General features: G+C 39.3%; 19 protein-coding genes and 2 pseudogenes. 15 read left to right on the plus strand and 6 right to left on the minus strand.

The window, feature by feature from the left end:
* Nucleotides 1-202 precede the first annotated feature (202 nt).
* The 5 genes from AC1TO8_RS08850 to AC1TO8_RS08870 all read left to right on the plus strand — a co-directional run bounded on the left by AC1TO8_RS08850 (nucleotide 203) and on the right by AC1TO8_RS08870 (nucleotide 4427).
* Complete coding sequence (locus AC1TO8_RS08850) at nucleotides 203-760, plus strand: RNA polymerase sigma factor (protein ID WP_482055194.1); 558 nt, start codon at nucleotides 203-205, stop codon at nucleotides 758-760.
* Nucleotides 717-2381 carry a DUF4179 domain-containing protein gene (locus tag AC1TO8_RS08855; RefSeq protein ID WP_482055195.1) on the plus strand — a complete coding sequence of 555 codons (1665 nt, stop codon included), beginning with the start codon at nucleotides 717-719 and terminating at the stop codon, nucleotides 2379-2381. Before AC1TO8_RS08850 ends, AC1TO8_RS08855 begins: the two co-directional genes overlap by 44 nt.
* Nucleotides 2382-2558: 177 nt before the next feature.
* Nucleotides 2559-2753, plus strand: coding sequence for a hypothetical protein (locus tag AC1TO8_RS08860; RefSeq protein ID WP_482055196.1), 195 nt, complete (start codon nucleotides 2559-2561; stop codon nucleotides 2751-2753).
* 106 nt (nucleotides 2754-2859) lie between these two features.
* Nucleotides 2860-3582, plus strand: a complete 723-nt coding sequence (locus tag AC1TO8_RS08865; protein ID WP_482055197.1) for a hypothetical protein — start codon at nucleotides 2860-2862, stop codon at nucleotides 3580-3582.
* A 23-nt stretch (nucleotides 3583-3605) separates the two neighbouring features.
* Nucleotides 3606-4427: a class I SAM-dependent methyltransferase gene (locus tag AC1TO8_RS08870; RefSeq protein ID WP_482055198.1), complete on the plus strand. Its 822-nt coding sequence runs from the start codon at nucleotides 3606-3608 to the stop codon at nucleotides 4425-4427.
* Between the two features lie 142 nt (nucleotides 4428-4569).
* On the opposite strand, the pseudogene AC1TO8_RS08875 reads toward AC1TO8_RS08870, so the two are convergent.
* From AC1TO8_RS08875 to AC1TO8_RS08885, 3 genes and pseudogenes are all read right to left on the minus strand, one after another.
* Nucleotides 4570-4998 (minus strand): annotated as a pseudogene (locus tag AC1TO8_RS08875) (aldo/keto reductase); the annotation flags it as partial.
* Nucleotides 4999-5118: 120 nt separating this feature from the next.
* Nucleotides 5119-5832, minus strand: a complete 714-nt coding sequence (locus AC1TO8_RS08880; RefSeq protein WP_482055199.1) for an RluA family pseudouridine synthase — start codon at nucleotides 5830-5832, stop codon at nucleotides 5119-5121.
* A gap of 4 nt (nucleotides 5833-5836) precedes the next feature.
* Nucleotides 5837-6700 carry a class I SAM-dependent methyltransferase gene (locus AC1TO8_RS08885; protein WP_482055278.1) on the minus strand — a complete coding sequence of 288 codons (864 nt, stop codon included), beginning with the start codon at nucleotides 6698-6700 and terminating at the stop codon, nucleotides 5837-5839.
* Between the two features lie 267 nt (nucleotides 6701-6967).
* On the opposite strand from AC1TO8_RS08885, the pseudogene AC1TO8_RS08890 reads away from it, so the two are divergent.
* Nucleotides 6968-7483: pseudogene (locus AC1TO8_RS08890) on the plus strand (L-arabinose isomerase); the annotation flags it as partial.
* Between the two features lie 79 nt (nucleotides 7484-7562).
* Nucleotides 7563-8054 (plus strand): hypothetical protein, encoded by a 492-nt coding sequence (locus AC1TO8_RS08895; RefSeq protein WP_482055200.1) that lies wholly within the window; start codon nucleotides 7563-7565, stop codon nucleotides 8052-8054.
* On the opposite strand, the gene AC1TO8_RS08900 is transcribed toward AC1TO8_RS08895, so the two are convergent.
* Nucleotides 8051-8905 carry a GNAT family N-acetyltransferase gene (locus AC1TO8_RS08900; protein WP_482055201.1) on the minus strand — a complete coding sequence of 285 codons (855 nt, stop codon included), beginning with the start codon at nucleotides 8903-8905 and terminating at the stop codon, nucleotides 8051-8053. The genes AC1TO8_RS08895 and AC1TO8_RS08900 overlap by 4 nt on opposite strands.
* Nucleotides 8906-9097: 192 nt before the next feature.
* Between AC1TO8_RS08900 and hpaB the strand changes: the two genes are divergently transcribed.
* Nucleotides 9098-10549 carry a 4-hydroxyphenylacetate 3-monooxygenase, oxygenase component gene (gene hpaB / locus AC1TO8_RS08905; protein WP_482055202.1) on the plus strand — a complete coding sequence of 484 codons (1452 nt, stop codon included), beginning with the start codon at nucleotides 9098-9100 and terminating at the stop codon, nucleotides 10547-10549.
* A 298-nt stretch (nucleotides 10550-10847) separates the two neighbouring features.
* On the opposite strand, the gene AC1TO8_RS08910 is transcribed toward hpaB, so the two are convergent.
* The gene (locus tag AC1TO8_RS08910; protein WP_482055203.1) at nucleotides 10848-11561 is read right to left on the minus strand and encodes a class I SAM-dependent methyltransferase; all 714 of its coding nucleotides are present in this window, start codon (nucleotides 11559-11561) and stop codon (nucleotides 10848-10850) included.
* Nucleotides 11558-12361, minus strand: a complete 804-nt coding sequence (locus tag AC1TO8_RS08915; protein ID WP_482055204.1) for a class I SAM-dependent methyltransferase — start codon at nucleotides 12359-12361, stop codon at nucleotides 11558-11560. The genes AC1TO8_RS08910 and AC1TO8_RS08915 overlap by 4 nt, the downstream gene beginning before the upstream one ends.
* Before the next feature lie 163 nt (nucleotides 12362-12524).
* On the opposite strand from AC1TO8_RS08915, the gene AC1TO8_RS08920 reads away from it, so the two are divergent.
* From AC1TO8_RS08920 to AC1TO8_RS08950, 7 genes are all read left to right on the plus strand, one after another.
* Entirely contained in the window at nucleotides 12525-13289 is a 765-nt protein-coding gene (locus tag AC1TO8_RS08920; RefSeq protein ID WP_482055205.1) for a CPBP family intramembrane glutamic endopeptidase, read from the plus strand.
* A 128-nt stretch (nucleotides 13290-13417) separates the two neighbouring features.
* Nucleotides 13418-13987 carry a cupin domain-containing protein gene (locus AC1TO8_RS08925; RefSeq protein ID WP_482055206.1) on the plus strand — a complete coding sequence of 190 codons (570 nt, stop codon included), beginning with the start codon at nucleotides 13418-13420 and terminating at the stop codon, nucleotides 13985-13987.
* A 662-nt stretch (nucleotides 13988-14649) separates the two neighbouring features.
* The gene (locus tag AC1TO8_RS08930) at nucleotides 14650-14955 is read left to right on the plus strand and encodes a hypothetical protein (protein WP_482055207.1); all 306 of its coding nucleotides are present in this window, start codon (nucleotides 14650-14652) and stop codon (nucleotides 14953-14955) included.
* Nucleotides 14956-15215: 260 nt separating this feature from the next.
* Nucleotides 15216-15602, plus strand: a complete 387-nt coding sequence (locus AC1TO8_RS08935; protein WP_482055208.1) for a hypothetical protein — start codon at nucleotides 15216-15218, stop codon at nucleotides 15600-15602.
* A gap of 246 nt (nucleotides 15603-15848) precedes the next feature.
* Nucleotides 15849-16232 carry a hypothetical protein gene (locus AC1TO8_RS08940; protein ID WP_482055209.1) on the plus strand — a complete coding sequence of 128 codons (384 nt, stop codon included), beginning with the start codon at nucleotides 15849-15851 and terminating at the stop codon, nucleotides 16230-16232.
* 244 nt (nucleotides 16233-16476) lie between these two features.
* Complete coding sequence (locus AC1TO8_RS08945) at nucleotides 16477-16947, plus strand: hypothetical protein (RefSeq protein WP_482055210.1); 471 nt, start codon at nucleotides 16477-16479, stop codon at nucleotides 16945-16947.
* 246 nt (nucleotides 16948-17193) lie between these two features.
* Nucleotides 17194-17727 (plus strand): P-loop NTPase family protein, encoded by a 534-nt coding sequence (locus tag AC1TO8_RS08950; RefSeq protein WP_482055211.1) that lies wholly within the window; start codon nucleotides 17194-17196, stop codon nucleotides 17725-17727.
* The last annotated feature ends 266 nt before the right edge of the window (nucleotides 17728-17993 follow it).

A 17993-nucleotide genomic window follows, 5' to 3' on the forward strand; every position in this document is an offset into this window, starting at 1 on the left:
TCTAATATATCATTAAATCATAGAAAAGTTTGTCACTTCATGCAGGTAGAAACTATAAAATTTCCGCTATTTTCTGATAAATTATCGTTTATATCTATGGATTTCCATCTTGGGATAGTCAGTTTTTGCAGATTGATAGAATGAACCTTTTTGTGTTGGCATTTGTTTATGATGTATAGCTGATTTGAGAGGAGGGTGACGTTTGACAGAGCAGGATTTGTTCCAAAGGTACAACAAAGATGTATATAAGACCTGTTATTACATGTTAAACAATGTCTCTGATGCAGAAGATGTGTGCCAAGATGTATTTATCACCGTATTCAGACAAGATTGGCAACAAATCGAATTTATCAAAACGTGGATCATAAGAGTCGCAGTCAATCATTGTCTGAATCATTTGAAAAGAAATCGTAGCTTAAGAATGAAAGAGCAAAGAAATCAGCGGCTCTATCGAGTGACATTCGATAAGTCTGTTGACTCTGTCATTGAAGACCGAGAGACAGCCAAGGAATGGAGCGGCTTTCTGAGCCAATTACCACATAAGATTCGGGCAGTGGTATCACTAAGATATGTGCATGATTTAAGCCTATCTGAAACATCGGATATATTACAAATACCTATAGGCACAGTCAAATCAAGGCTTCATAAAGGTATGAAGTTAATGAGAAAGATATTGGATGAGCACGGTTATCAAGAAGCTTGGGAGGGGAATGTGGATGAGGGACATAGAGGAAACGCTATCGCAGCATTTAAAAGATGATAAAGAACTAACCTATCCTGATTTTGATGTGATGTGGGGTAACATACAGAAGGCTAGAGATCGATCAGAAGGTAATGTAATAACTGTGACTGAACGGCAGCCAAGATTTCATTTGCGTAAAAGCATCATTGCTACATCCGCAGCTGTTCTGATTCTTGCAACACCGGTTTATGCTGCGTTTCATGTAGAGTGGAGTGATGTTCTATCAGGGAGAATTGGGATTCAGTCAGCACTGACGCAGGGATTAGGTCAGGTTGTTGAGAAATCGGTGAGGAATGATGGTGTTGTATTGACGCTTCATACGGCGATTGTGGATGATAACCGCACCGTTATTTTGTATAGCTTAGATTTAGGAGATCATCCGAATAAGTTATGGAACTTCTCTAATATGACTTTAGAAGATGAACAAGGAGTAGTCATTGAAGGGAACTATAGTAGTCAACGATGGGATGAACAGAATAAACGATTTACAGGCTACTTTGAAACGGAATGGACACCGGATCAAGAAGAAGCTAGAGTACAATTTACAGCGAGCGGTTTACAGTTTCTATCAAATATACAGAAGGATATTTCATTTAATCCATTAGAGGATGGCATCCAATCTTTTGATATCAAGCAGGATGGAATAGAAAAAGTGAACGTTCAATCGTTCATCCAAGATAAAGACACGGCCATGATCTCTTCATCCGTCATATTCAGTCAATCTGAAGCGAAGGCTTGGGCATATCCGAGAATTAACGCTAAAGAAGGACAGACAGCGTTGTATGACCTAGGGGGTGGGGTATTCGGCACTCCTGGAGAACAGGGTGAGTATGTAAGTCAGCAGTATTTCCGTCTGACTGATTTGAAGAAGGAATCTACAACATACGAGTTGGAATATACTAGAGAAGAAGAGAGACTAAATCAATCATGGAATTTCGATCTTGTGCTTCATAAATCTCAGATGAAAACAGGTACTTTTAAACGAGATATGAATATACCATTAAATGATGGATCCAACGATGCGGTGCTTAAGGAAATGGTAGTCACACCTACCCAAATAAAAATCAAAGTAACCCACAACGATAAATACTTAAAGCTTCCATATGCTCAATATTCACTAGATGTTAATGGGACGGTATTAGATGGAGGTATGTGGTCCGATAGTGATGGTGGAAACACGCCTTATGAAACGACATTCCGATTTGAACTCCCTACTCAGGTGCGAATCACGGAGGATTCCCTTGTGACATGGGTGCAGAAGCATGAAATTATTAGATATGATGGTGGCGCTGAACCAATTCATCTAAAGGATATTGGAGATGATAAGAAAATAACGTTAACTGAATTGAATGGATACGCTGTGAAATGGACGTATTACACAAAGGACGGTCATCTTTATGTGGAGAGTGAAAGTTCAGATCTGAATTTTGGCGGACTCAGTCAGACTTATAGATTAGTGGATGGGAAGAGGAATTATGGTAGACCGCTTACTGCAAACTTCTCCGGGGACGGTAAGAACAAATCGATTGATATTTATAAGGATTTCAAGGGAAGTGATGCTGAGCTATATATTTGGATGTATAGTATTGAAGATCCGAATAAGGTTGAGCGAGTAGAAATAATGCCTGGATTGAAATAAGTTGTAAATATCGTTCGTATAAGTTGGACATTCTTTCTTTTCTTGATGAGCCAGCAGGGGCTTAACAAGAGATAGAAGGAATGTCCATATTTTTGAGCGGTTAAGGGCAGCAATCCCAAATTTACGACGGTTATGATAGTATTGTAATTACTACATAATGGACAGAAGGGTGATATCGTGCAAACTTTAAATGACGTTATTTTTGATATGGATGTATATGATGAATTTGGTTGGGAGTTAGAGAATATTAAGACGATGAAACTTAACGGATCAGAGATCTCACGTAAATTTCTGAACTTTGTTCTGCAAAAAGGAGATATGGTCGAGATCGAAACTTTGGTGGGAAAAGTGTATACAGAGAAGATAGGGTGATAAATCACTAGGCTAAGTTCCTCCTTTGATGTAAATAGTGGTAACTTCTTGAGTCAGTTGACGTTATATACTATATCGATCAAGCGAGGTGAGGTTACTTATGTTCATGAGAAAGAATAAAGTAAATCGTTTATACGACCGCAGGGAGGAAGAAAGTCTTCCATTCATCCGTGATCGGCGTTCTCTGCTGATCTCCATAATATTATTATCATTGATCATCATACTGAGTATCCGCTATCCGGGACCGCTAATGACAGTCGAATGGCTGTTTCAATCGGTAGGTCTGCCTATACATTCTGGTGACAATGGGAAGGGATGGCACTTTGCGAACTTATTTGTTATTGCTCTATTATTGGTAGTATTATTCTTCATGGACAGAGCTCTTAATCACAACAAGTTTGTAGCTTTCATCGTTATTCTGATGTTAGTGGGTAATGCAGCAGGTTGGTTAACGACGAGCTATCAACGTTTATTCGCCTCAGGAGTGTATGCAGTGGAAGTGGATCGTCGACAAGCGAGTTGTGATTATGTTCTTAAGGATCGTCAATTTACGGGTACATGCCAATTGATACTTAAGAACAATAGTAGAGATCTCGTTGAAGTTGTACCTGCGATAAAATTTTCTGAATTCTTGAGATTATCAGATTCGAACATACCTGTTTTGCCTGTGATCACTTTGTCACCTGTTAGAATTCCACCTCGTTCTGAAGGGCTTCATACTACTGAATTTAACATGAAAGTGGATAGTGATGTGGATACTTCAGGAAGTACGGGTGGTGGTATGAGTATTACTTTGAACGATGGGGTTCATGAGCGAAGTTGGGAATAGAGATCATAAGAGGGGGGCTGTATATGACCGATCCAGTCATTGATTATTACAATAGCTTTGGGGAGAGAGAGTGGGGCCGGTTAGATCGAGAGCCACTCGAATTTACGGTGAATCGGCATTACATCCAACAGTATCTTCCGGCAAAGGGTCATATATTGGATAATGGAGCGGGTCCGGGTAAGTATGCCATTGCCCTTGCACAACAAGGGTATCAGATGACGTTAACAGATCTTACCCCCAAACTTGTTGAAATAGCAAAAGAGAAGGCGTATCAGTATGGTGTGGACTCATTGTTTGATGGGTTTCATGTAGCGGATGCTCGGGATTTATCGCAGTTCGTTGACGAATCATTTGATGCATCGTTGATGCTAGGACCTATGTATCATCTACAGAATGACATTGATCGTCGTACCGCTGTTCAAGAACTTCACCGAGTGACGAAGAGTGGTAGTTATGTATTTGTTGCTTTTCGGTCTCGCACGAATCATGCACTTGCGTCATTGTTATCTCCGAATCATTGGAAGCCGAATGATAATATGCAAGCCATTCAAGAGTTTATGAACAATGGTATCTTTAACCATAGTGATGAAGGAAGATATACAGGCGCCTATTTTTACAACGTAGAAGATATTAATCCTTTCATGGAGAGTAACGGGTTTCAATCCATTGATCTCATCGGTTCAACCAATATCGGTGCATTATTAAATGAAGAGCAGCTATCTTATTGGAAACAGAAGGGTACTGAGGAATATGCGCAACTGGTAGATTTTCTTATACAGACAGCGCAAGATCCAGCTCTATTAGGCATTTCCTCACATCTTCTATATATTGGCCGAAAGAAATAAGGATCATGAAAAATATCCCCCCTTCAAGTTCACTCGTATCCCATGATAACATGAGTTTTTGAGTGCTTACTTACAAGGGGGGACTTTGTCATTTCCCTATAGTATTTACGGAAGTTTATTTCCGGCTGCTCTGTAAATCTCGTACCATTCCTGTCTTGGTAATGCTTAACTGCAATTGATTAATAATCAACTTATGATCTATGTACTTGCTAAGTAATTCAATCTGCATAGGGTTTTGATTACTTACTCCAAAATGTCTGACCTTACCACTGTCGCGCAATATGGTGAAAGCTTCGTTAACTTCTTCAGGTTCTACTAGAGTATCTGGACGATGCAATAGTAGAACGTCTAGATACTCCGTTTGTAAACGTTGTAGAATGCCATCGACTGAATTTAAAATATGTTCCTTAGAAAAGTCGAAGTAACCATCCCGAATTCCGCATTTGCTCTGGATAATCATGTTGTCTCGAATGCTAGAATTCATGTCAATAGCTTGTGCGAAACACTCCTCAGATTTACCCCCACCATAAATATCAGCATGATCAAAAAAGTTTATGCCTTCATCCATCATTATAACTCTTAATTACGTTTGATTGTATAAAAATACACCTCTCAGATTGTTAATAGATTAACCTAGAAGGTTCCCCTATAACTATTCTAAGAAGTGCTGCAAATATTGAACATTTGAAGACTACAGTTCAGTGAGTGCCTGCGGCCACAAATCCCAAGGATATTGCGAAGGGGGAGAGGATACTAAAGTAACCTCTTCCTTCGTTACCGGATGGGGGAAGCCGACAAATACTGACCAAAGGGCGATTTGTTGTCCGACTTTATTTAGTTGACTACCATACTTTTGATCACCATAGAGTGGATGACCTGCATGGCTGAATTGCACACGTATCTGATGTGATCTACCCGTCAGAAGTTCGACTTGTACTAGACTTAACTTGTCAGAAGTTCCGATAACTTTATAGTCGAGGATGGCTTCTTTAGCGCCGTCCGTTCCCCGCGGAACAACGGTTACCGTATTGGTCTTCGCATCTTTTAATAGCATATCTGTTAATCTTCCATGAGAAGAAGGAAGAGTGCCATGGATGACAGCCAAATACACTTTACGGAAATTTCGACTGCGAACGCACTCGGATAAACGAGAAGCGGCTTTCGAAGTTTTAGCGAAGATCATCGCCCCTCCAACCGGTCGATCCAGTCGGTGGACAAGACCAACATAGACGTTGCCGGGTTTATTATAACGATCCTTTATATCCTGCTTGAGAATATTAACTAGGTCAGGATCCCCTGATGCGTCTTCTTGAGTAGGTACATTCACAGGCTTGACGATTCCAAGAAGATGGTTATCTTCATAAAGAATCGGTATATTTGAGCCCGATGTGTCTACATCATTCATAAACTTAAGCCTCCCAGCGACCTAGTATTCCACAAGGCAGTGTCAGCCCAGAAGATGTGATAGGTAAACCAATTTCACCGGAAGATATATTCCCACTATATTTACGTGCCATCGTCATAGTCAGCATATTGGTTAGAACTGTTGGCGAAATGCCAGTCGTATAGGAGTTAATCAGCATAAAGAGAGGCTTGTCCGACATAATTTCCATACAGCTCTCTAGAAACGGATACAAGCTTGACTCCAGCTTCCACATCTCGCCACCTGGTCCACGTCCATAGGAAGGAGGGTCCATAATAATGGCATCGTACTTATTCCCACGACGTTGTTCGCGTTGTACAAATTTAAATACGTCATCTGTGATATAGCGTACTGGACGGTTAGCAAGACCAGAAAGTTGAAGATTCTCTTTAGCCCACTGAACCATACCCTTTGCCGCATCGACATGTACAACTTCTGCTCCGGCATAAGCTGCAGCAACGGTAGCACCGCCAGTGTAAGCGAATAGATTCAATACTTTAATGGGACGACCAGCATCAGCAATTTTATCCATCATCCAGCGCCAGTTCACAGCTTGCTCAGGAAATAGACCAGTATGTTTGAAACTTGTAGGTTTAATATGGAATTTCAATTTATCATATGAAATACTCCAGCGCTCAGGGATCGGTTTCTTCATATCCCATTGACCACCACCTGCAGAACTACGCGTGTAGTGACCATGAACTTTACGCCATGTGTCTGTTTCGTTTTCTAATGGCCAAATAATTTGTGGGTCCGGTCTGCGTAAGATGACATCGCCCCATCTTTCCAGCTTATCACCATTACCTGTGTCTAATAATTCGTAATCTTTCCAATCGTGTGCTACATACATCATTAATCCATCCTTCATTTCAGTCTAAAATTCTTATAGAACTTATAAATTATATTGTACATCATTTATCCTCATGAATGCATCCTAATCATAGGGAGATCTGTAATCTCTACTTGAAATCCAACTATTTTACGAGTAGAAAGAGAATAACGAGTGTTGTACGTACAATATATTGTTAATAATATGTAGGAAGTTTTATTCATTCTAAAAGTAAAACCGTTTCAATTCTGGTTTGTAACCGGAAGTCAACATTTACAACGAACTTCGAAGACCTCCACTTTACTTCGTCTAATGAAGATCATTGCTCGTAATGAAGGAACCTCCTTCATGGAAAATTATACATACCACTTCGAACCTGGCAACGAATTGATTCTTGGTTCTCATATGTTGGAAGTATGTCCAACGATCGCGGCGGATAAGCCACGTATTGAGGTTCATCCATTATCTATTGGGGATCGCTAAGATCCAGCTCGTATGATCTTTGATTGTCGTAGTGGTCCAGCCTTAGTAGCATCCCTTGTAGATATGGGCAACCGTTTCCGTCTTATCATCAACGTAGTCGATGCAGTTAAAGCGCAACATGAGATGCCAAAACAACCTGTTGCACGCGTCATGTGGAAGCCTGAACCTTCGCTTTCAGTATCTGCTGAATCATGGATCCTTGCAGGAGGAGCACATCATACCGTATTCTCTTACAAAGTAACGACAGAACAGCTAGTTGACTGGGCTGAGATGGTTGGAATCGAGTGTGTCATTTTTTCATTCTATACAGGGATTGTGTGAATCAACATATGAACTAAGGAGAGACATATTGTAACTTATAGACAAAGACCGCCGTCTTAAGTGAGAGGGGTGATTTTAAATGATTAAGAGGTTGTTGATCTCAATGTTAATAATAGCTTCACTTGCTTGTGTTTTCTATGTTGGATATACAATGGGCGATAGAAACAATAACTCGAAAACCGAAGAACTTGCTAAACAAAGCATAAATTCAAAATGGGTAAAGTCAGCGGAACCACCCTTACCAGAGATTGTAATTGATGGCATTAAAATAAATGTTGTTCGTAGCAGTTACACCTGGTGTGCTCCTTCTTTTCTCAATGAAGGTAGTTGTGTAAGCGTGGATGGATCTATACCTGAATTGACGCCAACCATTGTTACTAAAGGATCAAAGGTAGAGGCAAAGGCTCCCAAAGGAATCAAGGAATTTACAATTTCAATTACAAACATTGATTCCAATGGTGATCCTTACTTCGTTCCGAATGATAAAGGGATATATTTATATAAAATTTACTGTGATTGGTTCTTAGATCAAGGGCAATCTGACTATTACTTCTCCGTCGAAGTTATCTAACCCGTATATTGATAATATTCTTGCTTCTCTTGTGTAACGAACCCACAGGATTCATACAATTTCAAGGCTTGTGGGTTATGTACAGCTACCTCCAACCATAATTCATTATCGTTAGGTTGTTCCTGCTCGATTATAAGTTGGAGCGTTCTCCGTCCAATTCCTTGGCCACGAACTGCCCGATCCACAGTGAAGGCGTAGATCCAAGTCTCTGCTTCCGATGGTAATACATTAATTTTACCTGCCATTACGCCATCGGATTCTATCATGTACATATGATGAAGACCATCGCTAGCTAATATCTGAGCCATATCCAGTACATCCTCATCGCTCATCTCAAAGCCATCTTTATCAAGACGAATTAAATCATTGATATCATCATGTACAGCCTTCCGGATGGTGACTTTCCGCTGTGAAATGAGTTGTTCATTGGACAATGATGGATCCTCTTTATGCGTGGAATCCCATCGCATTTGATACTCTGAGCACTCATATTGGCAAGGGGTTACATTAAGAAACTTTTGCCCAGCAATCGAATTAGCAGGTGCATTTAACAATAGTGAAGAATAGCCTGCAATTGCTGAATCTTGTAGAGCTTCTTTTAACAATGAAGTGAAAATTCCTCTACGACGATAATCAGGATGCACCATGCCACAGATCTCTAACTTACTGCCGAACGTATAGACACCTAGGAAACCAGTTAGTGTATCTCCCACATAACGGAAATAATCATGCTTTTGCTCTGTCTTTCGGTTACGTAACATCTCCCAGTTAAGCTTGAGGGCTAGCTGGTCGGCATTCTCGCAAAGTTGTTGTAGATCTTGAATATCTTGAAGTTGTTGATTGTTAAGCATGTATATACTCCTCCTAGTTTTCCTCTCCCAAGTAAAGGTTACTTCAATTCATTATTGAAATTGTACACCTGAGGGTTTATGAAAGCTATAGATTTGAAAAGTGTTTGGAGAATAATAGGCGCATGCCTGTTTCTCACCGAAGGGAAAAAGAATATGCTGTAGTTATACAAAGCCTAGAAGGTGGTTAGACACATGGGTATGAAGAACGGCTCACAATATATGAAGCAAATCGATCAATCCAAACCCGAGGTCTGGTTTCGCGGTGAGAAACTTTCGGGTAGATTATCGAATCATAAGGCTTTCCGTGGTCTAATACGCACACAAGCTTCTTTATACGATATGCAGAATGAGCTGGAGTATATAGACAGAATGAGCTATACCTCACCAATAACAGGCAATCGGGTGGGAATGTCCTATCTGCAACCAAAGAGTAAACATGATGTGGCTAAACGCCGAGTTATGATGTCATTATGGGGTGAACAGCATCATGGGCTGATGGGACGTTCTCCTGACTACATGAATACAGCTCTAATGGCATTTCATGCAAGCGCGAAGCTGCTGTCAGAGGATTCACCAGAATATGAACATAATCTAAGGAACTATTATGAGTATTGCCGCGAGAATGATGTGACGCTTTCTCATGTTTTTGTGCAGCCACAGGCTAGTAGAGTGGTCCGATTGATGGATGACGGATCTTTTGATACATCAGCAGCCAAGATTGTAGATCGAAATAAGGATGGAATTGTTGTTAGTGGTGCATTTCTATTAGCTACACAAGGTGTAACGGCTGACGAAATATGGGTTCATCCACCTGTTGCAACTCATCTTCAAGAAAAGAATAATCCGAATACTTTTGTCTTTGCTGTGCCAAATCATTTACCAGGAATGAAGTGGATCTGTCGGGAAAGCATGGTTGGGGGTGATTCGTCCTTTGATTATCCTTTAAGCTCACGTTTCGAAGAAATGGATACACTGATCGTATTTGATCATGTGCTTGTTCCGTGGCATCGTGTGTTTGTGGCTGGTAACGATTCGTTATCACAACGATTATTCAGTGAGAGTGGATTTCATACGCATACAGCTCACCAGGTACTATGTAGGTATATTGCTAAAGCAGAGTTTATATTAGGTGTCGTACTGCAGATGGTAGAATCACTTGATATAGGAACAAACCCACATATTATTGAGAAAGTATCCGAAATCATCGTTCATGTGGAGACGTTAAAATCTCTACTTATTGCCTCTGAACTCAATGCAGTCGTTGATCGTTGGGGAAGTGTGCTTCCGGATCGAAATGCTCTATGGACCGCAAACGTAATCTTTCCTAAAATATATCCACGTATGATGGACATTATTCAGCTTATAGGGGCTAGTGGAGTAATTATGATTCCATCAGAATCGGACTTCAATACAGAGTTGAGGCCGTATTTAGATACTTATCTTAAAGGAAATGACCGTGCTGCGAAAGATAAGGTGCAGTTATTTAGATTAGCATGGGAACTTAGCGTAAGTGGCTTCGGGGGGCGGCAGGAACTATATGAGCGATTCTTCTTCGGTGATTCCAATACAGTGAATAGGAGACTTTATCAAGGCTATTCTCATAAAAAGAAATATATTAACCGCGTGAAAAATTTCTTGAAATAAGGAATCGATGACATAATCACTTATCCAAGTGAATATATATGTTAGGGGGAACGTCCGGGAATTAGGGAGAGGGAAACCGTCCGAAAGAGCCATCCTGTACAAGATGGAGGCGGACGGATATGACCGTAGAACAGCTCATGCAACTGTTGGTACTGGTGATTATGATTGTTGGGCTCGCAGTTGGAAAAGGGAAGTCATAAGGCAGATGGAGAGATCTTTGTGAGGTGATCCCATCTTACCCGCATGAGATTCATGCATATAACAAAGAGCGCCATATGTGGCGCTCTTTGTTGTATGCTTATTTGCTAGCTGTAAGTATAAGAGCAGGTGATTCAATATTGAAAGGTGACTTAGCGTAGTTACCAAATGCAGATATGGAATGAAAGCCACATTTGTGAAGTTCATCTTCGAGCTGTTTTGAGGTAACAGGGTAAAGAGGGAGTGTATTAGAATAAGTGGTTGATTGATCTTTTAGGATAGTAGTAAACATCACTTTATCTCCATGAAGATTATACTGACGTGTAAATGTAAATGATTCTTTTTCAATAATAGGGAAGACATACTCTTGCTGGTGAAGGACCTTGTCGAAATTAACAGTCTGGATGACTAACGTTCCGTGTTCATTAAGTTTGTCATAACTTGATTGCAGAAAAGAACGTATTTCATCAAGATCATGAAGATGGGGCAATGTATTCCCAATACAATAGATGCCATCGAAAGATTCGTTGAATTGAGCGATTTGTTGCATATTGTGTTGGGACACGTTGACTTGAAGTTTTTTGTTATGATGTAGCTTATCCTTTATTCTGATTGTCATGCTAGGTTCAGGCTCTGATGCTGTTAGTTGATAGCCTAGCTCTGCTAAGGCAATTGCTGTATTTCCAGTTCCTGCCCCGATATCTAACAACTGTGATGATAAGGGGAAGCAGGAGGATAGGAAGCTAATTTGCTTATCGTTTACAGCAAATATTTCATCATAATAGGGAGTTAGAACTTCATAGAATGTCTTCATGAAATATGCTCCTTAGGTAACAACTCAGCGATAATACTAATACCTTGAATATGCTCAGCATGTTTAATAAATTGATTACGCATCGTAAGAACTCGTTGTCGAGCCTGCTTATTTAATATAATATTACTTGTTATTGTTAGAACACCTTTCCAGCCTTCATCTTGGAACAGTCTACGCATATGAAGTAAATGCATAGGTGCGGTATGTACGGATATAATCCTGAAACCATGGCTAGTCAGCAATTGTTGCCACTCATCCGAAGTTAGTGGTGAGGCATTAACACGAATGGCTTTAGCAAGATCTTGACGCACTTCCTTTTTCTTCGCTTCATCAATATCTACAGGTGTGAGATTCATTTCGTGAATGCCATATCGACCGCCCGGTTTCAGAATCCGCTTTGCTTCAGAAATAATACGTGATTTCTGTGCAGGAGTCTGCATGGTAAGCATGGCTTCACCATAGATAACGGTTGCAGAACCATCGGGAAGAGGGACATGTTCAGCATTAGCGATGATGACGTTTCGGTTATCCCCATGGAGATAGCTGCGTACCACTTTGGCGGCATCTTCATTTTGCTCAATAGCAGTATACTGCATTGGTTGCGCCTTTAATGTCATTTGCGCGGTTATACCAAGCCCAGGGGCAAACTCTACAACGGAATCTTGTTCGCCAATATTTAAATCTGCTAGCATTTTTCGTGTCATTTCTAGTCCACCTGGACGGAGCACTTTCTTACCTAGACCGGCGAGAACCCAGTGACCGGGTATATTCTTATAATCGGCTACTTTAGTATTCAACATAATCACCCTTCAATAGATAATGAGAATCAGTATCATTGTATCATTTAATGTGGAGAATGAGAATATCTACAATTGAATTGATTGGAAGATAAAGGTTGATGAATTTCTGAATTATATGTAAAATGACGTAGTGATAGAATTTGATGGAAGAGGAGAGGGAATAATGGAAGGGAAAGTACGTAAAGAACATCCTATTTTATTTTCAATTATGCTAGGAGTTGTGCTGACGTTATTGATTGCTGTAGCATCTGCTGTAGCAACGATACTGGGATTTAAAGACATGGGTATCATGGTTGCCCAAATGTGTGCATTTTTCGTAATGGCGGTAATTGTTACCGTATACATGAGGAAGAGGGACCGCTCGTTTGGTATATTTGGATTTAAAAAGCTGGATATCCGTAAAGATAAAGTAACGCTTTATTATATTCCATTGCTGATTATTGTGCTCATTCAGCCGATCATGGGTGGGCTCAATTTAGAGCTGACAGTAACTGAAATTATACTTATTCTTGTTTTTTCTCTACTCGTAGGTTATACGGAGGAATCGATTTTTAGAGGAATAATTAGAGAAAGATTACAGTCCAAAGGTCCTGTCTTTTACATCGTATTTTCTTCTATCTTCTTCGGAATTCTACATATGGCTAATGCGCTAAACGGAAGTGACCTCATACATATTATATTACAAATTATCAACGCCCTTCTTATCGGTTTTATTCTTGCACTGCTTATAGAAACGACAGGTAATATTATTCCACTAATCGTATTTCATTTCTTGTTTGATGCGCTTGCTCAAATGACGAATAGTGTGATTGTAGATAAAGAAGTGTTAGTTGTATCTATATTAAATATTATATATTTGGTATATGGAAGCTATTTGATTTACATTTTAGTGCATAAGAAAAAAATGAATATTCAATTAAATGATTGATTGAAATTCACTTATTTGGAAAGCTATTTAGCTGAGACATTGGGGATTACGATCACTGATAAGTACCATAATCCCTCCTTGGGCATACATTACATTAGGCATTTACCCATGAAGGAGGACACAATATTATGATCGATGCAGTTTTGCAATCACCTAACTTATGCTTAGCGGCGGATTCTAATCAAGTACTCAATTATAAGCGGGATCCACACAATTATATTACCCAGTTATTCGGGGAGCAACTACCCGCGATTAAGACCGGTTTATTTAACGTCCATTTGAGCAAAGGGATTATAGTCAACCCGCATTGGCATACCAATGTAAATGAGACACTCTTTGTAATTAGCGGTGAGATCATTACGTCAGTCTTTGACCCATGTACACAAAGACTGATGACCTACCACTTGAAGCCAGGGCAAGTAGCACTATTTCCTAAAGGGTGGTTCCATTGGATAATTGCGGAGTGCGATCATACTCATCTCTTGACGATCTTCGATCAGCCTACGCCTGATATCGTGTATGGGTCGGATTTCTTACGGTGTGTACCGAAGGAAGTGATGCAACGAGCGTATTGTATCAACGAGCAGGATTATGCGAAGGCTGTAGCACCTATCCGAGAATCGGTCATTCTGGGACCTCCCGTTGGATGTTGCCCCGATGAGAAGAGCACTCACCACCCGAATTATAGAAGTTACTGACTTTGAAATATGTAGTATCCGACTCAGTATGATACATACTGGGTTTTTTCTTGGGCTAAATATTAATCTGTTGTCAGATCATCATGTGCTGTAAGTAATGATTGCTTGAAAATATTCACAGCCATCGTGGCAGTATGGAAATACCCAATCCTGATAATATGGCTGCCCCAAAGAGATACGAAGTATCGCTAGATCGGAGTATAAACGCTTGCAAAAGGACAGCGTAGCAGGATCTGTTTGGACCCATATAGAAGCATCCATTTCCGTTACAATTTCATAATGTTGTTTTTCACTAGAATAGCGTTGCTGATTTCCTTTAGGATTATGATAGCGGTGAAAGGCGACGTGTATGCAAGAAGTTGGAGTGCCCAACGAAGTGTCACAAAAGAAGGGAGTGGCTATCGGGAAATACAGAAACTACTTATTGTAAGTGGATATTCAATGGACAATGAAGGAAGCCACTATTCTTAGCATTAACTAGATGGTATAATTTAGGGTAAGGCTAAAAGGCTTCGTCTATCACTTCTGTATTGGGAGATAAACGAATTCATATATTCAGCTGTATCGGTGGGATAAACGAGTTCGTAGATTAGTAGTTATCGGAAACTTCTGCAATGTGTTAAAACATAAAAGTGAAGGTGATTAGTATGAAAAGCTCGAAAATGGAATTTTTAGAACCATGGGAATCAGAAACCTCGAGTGTTTTTCTCGATGAACTTAATAAAGAAATTTCTGATAATCACATTCTCAAAGGAATCAAACTAATAGTGGTTGCTAGAAGAATAGATCGAGACGATGTGTTATTTCAATACCAAGAGGTTCCTGATAAGTATGTTCAAGTTCATTTAACTTGGAAGAGTAATGAAGAATTAGATGCTCAATGGCCTAAATCAAAAATATATGAGGCACTTGAAGAATGGGTAAATGAAGTAATGCTCCTAGATAATAAGGAATATGAAGAAAATTGATTATAAGACATTAGATATATTCGGTAGTGGATTCGAAGATGCCAGAAGCATCCGATAACATTACATTTCTGCGTCGTCGCTGACGCTCCTTGGTCGCCAAGAGGCATGCCAGAGAAGTGGAATCAGGCGACACATTCAACCGGCTAAGTCTGACGACCCGTTCCCTTCGGTCACTTAAGCCGCTTGAACGTCAGAAATGTGCGAACGTTATCTGAAATAATCGAAAAATAGGTGAAAAGATGAAAAGCATACCAAAAAAGATGATAGCAATAATGTCTTTAGGAATAGTAATAGTCTGTTTTGGTCTTAGTCTTATTTATTTTAATTTGAGGTTGTACTTGCCTGAATTACCAGTTGAGGGAGTATCCAAAAAGCAAGCATATGAAAAGATCTTTAACAGTTACAATAAGGTCGTATTTCTTAGTAATAAGGGTAATTATAATTGGTATATTTATCAAGGTAATCAGAAGGATGGAATGGATGAACTAATTAAACAACTTAACACAATAGGATTACAATTCAAAGAGCAAATTGGGTCTGGATATTTTTTTACTAAAGAAAATGAAAAAGATGTAATAGTAGTTGAATCACAGATGTGGACAGGTAAATACGTTATTTATAAAGTAACTGATGAAGTGAAGTTTTAGAAATTTCAAAGTAGTCGATTACTTCAGATAACCAAACATTCCTGCATCGTCGCGTTCGCTCCTCGGACGCCAAGGGGATTTTCATAGCTGTGGATTCAGGCGACACATCCAATCAGCTAAGTCTGACGACCCGGACCTACGGTCCTTAAGCTGCTTGAACGTCAGGAATGTCAAACGTTATGTGAAATACTCGAAATTGGTTTAATATCCTTAAATGATTATATTTTTAATAATAGGAGAAATAGTATGACAACTGATAATTTCGATTACTATACTAATGATCAATTTGAATGGACTGGAATATTAAATTACTATCAGGCCCCTAATTTTATACATAAGAAGGGGACTGTTTTTAGTGTTGAAGTAATTGTAAATAAAGAAATAGATGAATCTGATAGTAACTTGATACCTGGGTTTAGTAAGGGGTGGACTTGGGGAGAAGACAGAAGAATTAAAGCATTCAAAATGGAAGATCCAATGATTGTTGGAGATCGTATATTTTTGAAATTTCTTACCATTCGAAAAAGTAAAAGATATGATGAAATAAAGTATTTTCTTTTTGATTTAGGGGCTTTTTTAGATTTGAGTGACTATAAAATCATTGAAATAAATGTTAATGAGATATTGTAAGTAGATGCTACGAGGTCGAGTACATCACATAACATTACATTACCACAGCGGTCGCTAAGCTCCCTAGGTCACCAAGAGGTAGATTCGTGGAAGTTAATTCAGGTGACACATCCAACCAGCTAAGTGGCAGAGCCACCCGGACCTACGGTCCTTAAGCCGTTTGGACGTCGGTAATGCGCGAACGTTATGTGAAATCTCGGAAGAACGTGTTTAAACCCAATTCTTGCATGCCAAGGAGAGTTAAATGAATAAAGATCAATATTTTAAGAATCTTGAAGAAATCAAATTAGATCCAATCTTCATAGGTACCTCCATGGGAGATTTAGAAGAAGAGATTAACAATAATATGTGGCGTATATCCTTAGAACAGCAGTTAGCGTGTGAAATAAGTATAAATGATTTTATCCAATTCTTTAGTGCTGTTATACAGGATAGACAAGCCCAAGTGACAAACTCAAGTGAAAAGAACGGAATGATATTTTATCTCTGGTTTGACTGGATGGCTAGTCAACTGAGATTTAATCTAATTTCTAATGTTAATGAGCATTTACCATTTCAATGCGAAATAGAGATATTGGATAGTATGGAAGAGATCGTTAATGAATTCTTGGGATATCCTTTTCTAAACGGGTTACCTATTGAAGGATATTCTGATGGATCGGAAGAAAAACCATATATACTAAAGGTCTTCAAGACCATCTTAAATAAAGGCTAATAAAGACAACTTTTGGGTACTCAAAGATGTCCGAGACATCACATAACAATGTTTTTCAGCATCGACGCTGACGCTCCTTGGTCGCCAAGAGGCATTTCGGAGAAGTGGAATCAGGCGACACATCCAAGCAGCTAAGTGGCAGAGCCACCCGGACCTACGGTCCTTAAGCCGCTTGGACGTCAGAAATACGCAACGTTATGTGAAATCATTGCAATATAAAAAAGATAATGAAGCCATCTCAAGGAGATGAAGAATATTAAGATACGTATTATTGGTTCCTGTGGAAGTGGAAAATCATATCTAGGTAAGGAACTTTCTAAGATGTTAGGGATAACCAATTATGAACTTGATAATATGATTTGGGACAGAAATGTAGAAAATCTAAGATTTCCTGAGGCTATAAGAGATGCAGAATTAAATAGAATAGTTAGATCAGAGTCATGGATTATTGAGGGAGTTCAATACAATTGGACGAACGAAAGTTTTATAAATGCAGATATCATTTATATTTTAAATCCTAATGTCTACATAAGGGATTATAGAATTATCAGGAGATTTATTAGATCAAGAACAGGAATAGAGCAGTGGAATTACAAGCAGTCTTTCAATAATTTAATAAAGATGTTGATTAAATGGAACCACGGATACAATCTGAAAGAAGTATTGGATATCACTAATGAATATTCTTATAAGAGATTCGAGATGAAAACTTCAAGAGATGTAATAAAACATGTACAAGATAATTTGAAGGTAATTCAAGATGTCAATGACATCTCATAACATTGCATTACCACAGCGGTCGCTACGCTCCCTTGGTCACCAAGGGGAAGTTTCGTTGAAGTTGATCAGGTGACACATCCAACCGGCTAAGTGGCAGAGCCACCCGGACCTATGGTCCTTAAGCCGTCTGGACGTCGGTAATGCGCGAACGTTATACGCAACCCCTTTGAGAATGTTAAAACATGAAACCAATTAACAATCAATAATAAATGAAGGTGAAAGGAACAAATAAATAAAGGATAATTAAGGGAATATAAAAAGCATAA

Source organism: Paenibacillus sp. Y859 (assembly GCF_056786405.1).